This window comes from Achromobacter sp. (assembly GCF_036567245.1).
Lineage (GTDB): Bacteria > Pseudomonadota > Gammaproteobacteria > Burkholderiales > Burkholderiaceae_B > Achromobacter.
Genome location: NZ_DATCUY010000207.1, coordinates 1 through 5,660 on the forward strand (window position 1 = coordinate 1; position 5,660 = coordinate 5,660).

The window sequence follows — 5,660 nt, forward strand, 5'->3', positions numbered from 1 at the left end:
TGGCGGGTGCGGACATGGGCGGGCTCCTCGATGACGATGGGATCGGACGGCGCCGCGTCGGCGACGTCCGCATGGCTCAATGCGCGCAGCGCTTCCAGCTGCCGCATCAGATGGTTGTGCGCAAGCACTTGCGCGGCCTCGCAGTCATGCGCCTTGAGCGCCTCGAATATGGCCAGGTGCTCGGCGCAGGATTCCTGGATACGACCAGGCTGGGACAGACTGCGGTGACGCGACAGGCTCAGCACCTTGCGCAGATTGCCGACCGTGTCCGACAACCATTGATTGCCAGCCAGCGCCTGCACCGCTTCGTGGATCAGGTAATTGGTCTTGTAGTAGGCGTCGATGCGGCCAGCCTTGGCGTGGCCCGCCAGCGCCGCGTGCAGCGGTTCCAGCTCGGCCAGCTGCGCGTCGCTGGCCTTGCGCGCGGCCTCGAAGGCGCAGCGCCCTTCCAGCATGGCCATCAGCGGGAAGATGTCTTCCAGGTCTTGCGCCGAGAGCTCATTGACGAAACAACCGCGGCGCGGCTCCAGCCGCACCAGCCCTTCAGTGGCCAGCACCTTGAGCGCCTCGCGCAAGGGAGTACGGGATATGCCCAGCTCGCCCGCCAGACGCAGTTCGTCGATCCATTCGCCGTTGCGCAGCGAGCGCGCGTGGATCATGCCGCGCAGGCGATCCGCGACTTCCAGGTATAGGGCTTGCCGGACGATCGGTAGGGTCATGGGTCAGCGGCGTGAACGGCACCGTAATTCATAATTATGAATAAGGCCATGATAAAGCCGGATGCGGGAAAAAGAAAACCCCTCCCGCCTCGGTAGCTACCCTAAGAGAAAAAAACGCCCCAAAGCTTCGTCCGCCTTGCGGGCTCTCCGGCAGGACAGGACGTCAGAAGTGCAGTACCCCATCCACCGCGTGGCGCGTCAGCGAGCGGGCCCAGCGGCGCGCCGGCAGGCCGTACTTGGCCTCCACCACCTCGGCCCGGGCCAGCAATTCGGCGGGCGTAACGGCCAGGCGCGGTCCGGAGAACGCCAGCACGATCTGGTTGCCGGCTTCGACTTCGGGCAGCAGCACGATCCGGTCGTCGAAGGCCTTGGAGAGGTTGTCGATGTTCTTGCCGAAGCTCTCGTGGCGGCCGAACAGGTTCACGGCCAGCACGCCGACCTCGCCCAGCACGCGGCGGCAATCGCGGTAGAACTTCACGCTGTCGCGCACCGGCCCCTCGGCAGAGGCATCGTACAAGTCGACCATCAGCACCGGACAGCGCCCTGCGTTGAGCGGATCGGCCACCCAGGCGCCCGCGTCGGTATGTTCGACCTCCAGCCGGTTGGATCCGGGCAGGCGGAAGAACATGTGGCAGGCCGCCGTCACGCGCGGGTTCCATTCCACCGCCAGCAGCGGGCTGCGCGTGTGCTTCACGCAAAAGCGCGCCAGCGAGCCTGCGCCCAGACCCAGCATGCCGATGGCCTCGTCCTTGGGCGGTTCCAGGAACAGCAGCCAGGCCATCATCTGGGCGGTGTATTCAAGCACCAGCTCCGATGGGTTCTTGATGCGCATGGCGCCCTGGACCCAGACGGTGTTGAAGTGCAGATAGCGGACGCCGTCCACCTCGGACAGGGTCGGCTGATCCAGCTCGGAAGGAAAGTTCGATTTGTGCATGGCGGCGATTGTAGGTCGGACGCCGCCTCCGCGTCAGGCAGCCCGCCTGCCGTCCCCGCTCTCCCAGATGCGCTCCAGCAGTTCCGTGCGCGACACTTCCGCCTGCAGGCCGGCCGCCAGGCGCAGCACGCGCTTCAGGTACAGATGCGCATCGCACTCCCAGGTCACGCCCAGGGCGCCATGGACCTGGATGGCGTTCTGCGCCGCGCGCCTGCCGGCTTCCACCGCCAGCAAGGGCGCGTACAGGCTGTCGCGCTCCGCCGACGCGGCGCCCGCGTCATGGGCCGCAACCGCCGCGATGCCCGCCAGCCTGGCGTCGTCCAGGGCCATCCAATCGTCGGCCAGGCGGTGCTTGATCGCCTGGTTGGCGCCGATGGCGCGGTCGAACTGGCGGCGTTCGCGCGCATGCGCCGCAGCCATCTCAAGCGCGGCCGACGCCGCACCCAGCAGTTCGGCCGAACGCAGCAGACGCAGCCGCGTGCGCAGCCGCTCCCAGGTTCCAGCCTTGACCTCCAGTTCGGCGCTCTCCAACACCTGCGGGCGAACCACGCGCGCCACGGGCATGGTCGGATCGAGTCCGGCGGAACCGGACGCGGGCGCCTGCAACTCCAGCCGCAAGGCGGTGGCGCTCAGGCGCCGCGCTGCCAGGGCCCGCACACCCTCGCCCGCGCCTTCGATAAAGGCCGAGCCGTCGGGACGCATGGCGGCGTCGGCGAAATAGGTATCGCCCGCCATCACGGCGCCCGCCCATTGCGCGGCCCACCCCGTCACGCCCGCCGCGCACAAGGTCGGCAGCACCACCATGTTGGCCGCCAGCGGCAAGCTCAGCAGGTGCCGCCCGGCGGCTTCCGCCACGACCCAGGCTTCGCGCATGCCCAGTCCCAGCCCGTCTTGCGCGGCCGGCGCCAGCAAGGCGGGCCAACCTTGGGCGGCGATTTCACGCCACTGAGCCAGGCGCGCTGCATGGGGCTTGCCGGCGGCGGCACGGGCCGTGGCAGGCGGATGGCGGTCGGCCAGAAAGCGCCGGGCCGCGTCGTCCAGCATGCGCTGGTCTTCGGTCGGATGCAGATCCATGAGGTTCAAGCCTTGGGCAGGCCGAGCATCTGCTCGGCGATGATATTGCGCTGGATTTCAGAGGTGCCGGCCAGTATGGTCTCGGCGCGCGACCACAGATAGGCGTGCGTCAGTTCGGCGGCATGCGCGTCGGGTGCGTCGTCCGCCAGACAGGCGTCCTCGCCCAGCAATTGCAGCGACAGCTCCAGCAAGCGCTGATGCGCTTCGCTCCAATGGATCTTGGTGGACGAGCCTTCGGGTCCCGGCGGATCGCCGCGCATCGCGCCCGTCAGCGCGCGCTGCGATTTCAGCGCCAGCACATGGCTGTCGGCCGCCAGCCGCGCCCATTGATGGCGCACCGCGGCCGAAGACGCCGCCACGTGGCCATGGGCGTCGGCGCGCAGCGCCAGTTCGCGCACCTGGCTCAACTCCTGCGCGAAGCGCACCAGCCGCGGGATGAAGTAGGTGCCGCGCTCGAAACTGGCCGCGGCCATGGCGATCTTCCAACCCTGGTTCGGCTCACCCAGCAGACCGTCCTCGGGCACCAACACGTCCTCGAAGAACACTTCGCAGAATTCGGCCTCGCCCGTGATCTGCCGGATGGGCTCGACCCGCACGCCGGGGCTGCGCATGTCGACCAGCAGGAAACTCAGGCCCCGGTGCTTGGCCGCCTGCGGATCGGTGCGCGCCAGCACGAAGCACCACTGCGCGCGGTCGGCGAACGAGGTCCAGATCTTGTGGCCGTTCAAACGGTAGCCGCCGGGCGCGGCCTCGGCCCGCGTGCGCACCGACGCCAGGTCGGAGCCGGCGCCCGGCTCCGAATAGCCCTGGCACCAGACTTCGCGGTTCGACAGGATGCCGGGCAGGAAACGGCGCTTTTGCGCCTCGGTGCCGAAATGCAGCAAGGTCGGCGCCAGGATGCCGTGCCCGATCAGGTTCACGCCCAGCGGCGCGCCGCAGCGCGCGTGCTCTTCGTGGAACACCGCCTGCCGCGACAGCGGCAGCGCGCGGCCCCCATGCTCCTTGGGCCAGCCCAGTCCGGACCAGCCGTTGGCGCACAGGGTGTCCTCCCATGCGCGCCGGAAATCCAGATTGCGCGGATCGGCCCTGCCCGGCCAGTCCTGCGCAAAACGGGCGTAGGCCGATGCCAGCCAGCCGCGCAGGTCCAGGCGGAACGCCTCGTCATCCCGCGCGGCGCTTTCCAACTGCGTCATGCCATCACTCCAGGCGGATGTTCGAATCGCGCGCGACCTTGGCCCAGGTGCTCACGTCCTGGCGGATGAAGGCGGCGAAAGTCTTGGGATCGCTGCCGATGATGTCCAGCCCCAGTCCCGTGAACTGCGCCTTGACGTCGGGCTGCTGCAGGATCTGCGCCAGGTTGCTGTAGATCTTGTCGACCACCGGCTGCGGCGTGCGCGCCGGCGCCACCAGGCCCAGCCACGGCATGGCCGAATAGCCCGGCAGGCCCGAGGCCGCCACCGTCGGCAGGTCCGGCACCGAGGCCGAGGGGTGGGCGGTGGTCACCGCCAGCACGCGCAGCTTGCCGTCCTTGACGAAGGGGCCGGACGAGGCCCAGGCGTCGAACATGACTTGCAGCCTGCCCGCCACCAGATCGTTGAGCGCCGGCGCGCTGCCCTTGTACGGGATGTGCGTCATCTGCACGCCCGCCATGCTGTTGAAGAGTTCGGCTTCCAGATGGGTGGAGCTGCCGGTGCCGACCGAACCGTAGCTGACCTTGCCCGGATTCGCCTTCAGGTAGGCGATCAGCTCGCCCACGTTCTTGGCCGGAACCGAAGGATGCACCTCCAGCACGTGCACCACCGAGGCCACCTGGCTGATGGGCGCGAAGTCCTTGATCGGGTCGTAGTTCACCTTGGCGTAGATGCTGGGCGCGATGCCCAGCGACGAGGCCGCCATCAGCAAGGTATAGCCGTCAGGCTCGGCGCGCGACACGTAGTCGGACGCGATCATGGTGCCGCCGCCCGGCTTGTTCTCCACGATCACCGGCTGGCCCAGCTTGCCGCTGAGCTTTTCCGCCAGCAGGCGGCTCATGATGTCGGTCGCGCCGCCCGGCGAGAACGGCACCACGATGCGTATCGGGCGGTTGGGATAGCTGCCCTGGGCCATCGCCTGGCCCGTGACACCCATGCAAGCCAGCGCGACGCCGGCCAATAGTTTCTTCATCATGCTTGTCTCCTCCTGGGATACGTTGCGCGCGTGGCGCTACGGGGTTGCGGGCAAGATCAGCGCGTCCAGTACCGCAACGCCCTGTCCTGCCTCTTTGATCAGCAATGGATTGACTTCGATTTCCGCCACGTGCGCGGGCGCGGCAAGCAGGGCATTGCCCACCGCCACGATGCTGCTGCACGCGGCCGCCACGTCGGCCCGGGGCTTGCCGCGGTAGCCGTCCAGCAGTGCGTAGGCCTTGAGTTCCTGCAGCATTTGCAGCGCGATGTCCTCGTCCACCGGCAGCAGGCGGTGGCTGGTGTCCTGGTACAGCTCGGTCAGCACGCCGCCCAGGCCCACGGTCAATACCGGGCCGAAGACGGGATCGCGCGTGGCGCCGACGATGATCTCGGCCACGCCGCGTTCCATCTTCTGCACCATCGCGCCGTCGATGCGCGCGTTTGGCTGCGCCGCGGCCGCCGCCCGCGTTACCTCGCCATGAGCGCGGCGCACGGCCTCGTCGTTGGCGAGGTTCAACGCGACGCCGCCCGCCTCGGTCTTGTGCGCGATGTCGGCGCTCAGTATCTTCAGTGCCACCGGATAACCAGCGGCCTTGGCCTGCGTCACCGCTTCTTCCGCGTTGACCGCCGCGCTCACCCGCGCCTGCGGCAGGCCAAATGCGGCCACGTACTCGCGCGCATCGGCTTCATTGCAGGGCAAGGCCGGGACCGCGGCCGCTGCCAGCCGCGGCTGCGCCGCGATGCGCTTGGCGCCGCGCGCCTCGCACC

The 5,660-nt window shown here is 68.7% G+C and carries 6 protein-coding genes; all 6 read right to left on the minus strand.

Annotation, left to right across the window (positions count from 1 at the left end; genetic code table 11):
* Positions 1 to 719: GntR family transcriptional regulator (locus VIR09_RS08990; RefSeq protein WP_332012551.1), on the minus strand; the 719-nt coding region annotated here is incomplete at its 3' end.
* Positions 720 to 882: 163 nt separating this feature from the next.
* The gene (locus VIR09_RS08995; RefSeq protein ID WP_332012552.1) at positions 883 to 1,653 is read right to left on the minus strand and encodes a spermidine synthase; all 771 of its coding nucleotides are present in this window, start codon (positions 1,651 to 1,653) and stop codon (positions 883 to 885) included.
* Between the two features lie 33 nt (positions 1,654 to 1,686).
* Complete coding sequence (locus tag VIR09_RS09000; protein ID WP_332012553.1) at positions 1,687 to 2,727, minus strand: acyl-CoA dehydrogenase family protein; 1,041 nt, start codon at positions 2,725 to 2,727, stop codon at positions 1,687 to 1,689.
* 5 nt (positions 2,728 to 2,732) lie between these two features.
* Complete coding sequence (locus VIR09_RS09005; protein ID WP_332012554.1) at positions 2,733 to 3,920, minus strand: acyl-CoA dehydrogenase family protein; 1,188 nt, start codon at positions 3,918 to 3,920, stop codon at positions 2,733 to 2,735.
* A gap of 4 nt (positions 3,921 to 3,924) precedes the next feature.
* Positions 3,925 to 4,893 (minus strand): tripartite tricarboxylate transporter substrate binding protein, encoded by a 969-nt coding sequence (locus VIR09_RS09010; RefSeq protein ID WP_332012555.1) that lies wholly within the window; start codon positions 4,891 to 4,893, stop codon positions 3,925 to 3,927.
* 36 nt (positions 4,894 to 4,929) lie between these two features.
* A partial coding sequence (locus VIR09_RS09015) for an acetate--CoA ligase family protein (RefSeq protein WP_332012556.1) occupies positions 4,930 to 5,660 on the minus strand: 731 nt, incomplete at its 5' end.

What these genes read in the sequence shown, in the direction of transcription:
- VIR09_RS08995 (WP_332012552.1), bottom strand. Translation starts at nt 1,653, where the DNA reads ATGCACAAATCGAACTTTCCTTCCGAGCTGGATCAGCCGACCCTGTCC.
- VIR09_RS09000 (WP_332012553.1), bottom strand. Translation starts at nt 2,727, where the DNA reads ATGGATCTGCATCCGACCGAAGACCAGCGCATGCTGGACGACGCGGCC.
- VIR09_RS09005 (WP_332012554.1), bottom strand. Translation starts at nt 3,920, where the DNA reads ATGACGCAGTTGGAAAGCGCCGCGCGGGATGACGAGGCGTTCCGCCTG.
- VIR09_RS09010 (WP_332012555.1), bottom strand. Translation starts at nt 4,893, where the DNA reads ATGATGAAGAAACTATTGGCCGGCGTCGCGCTGGCTTGCATGGGTGTC.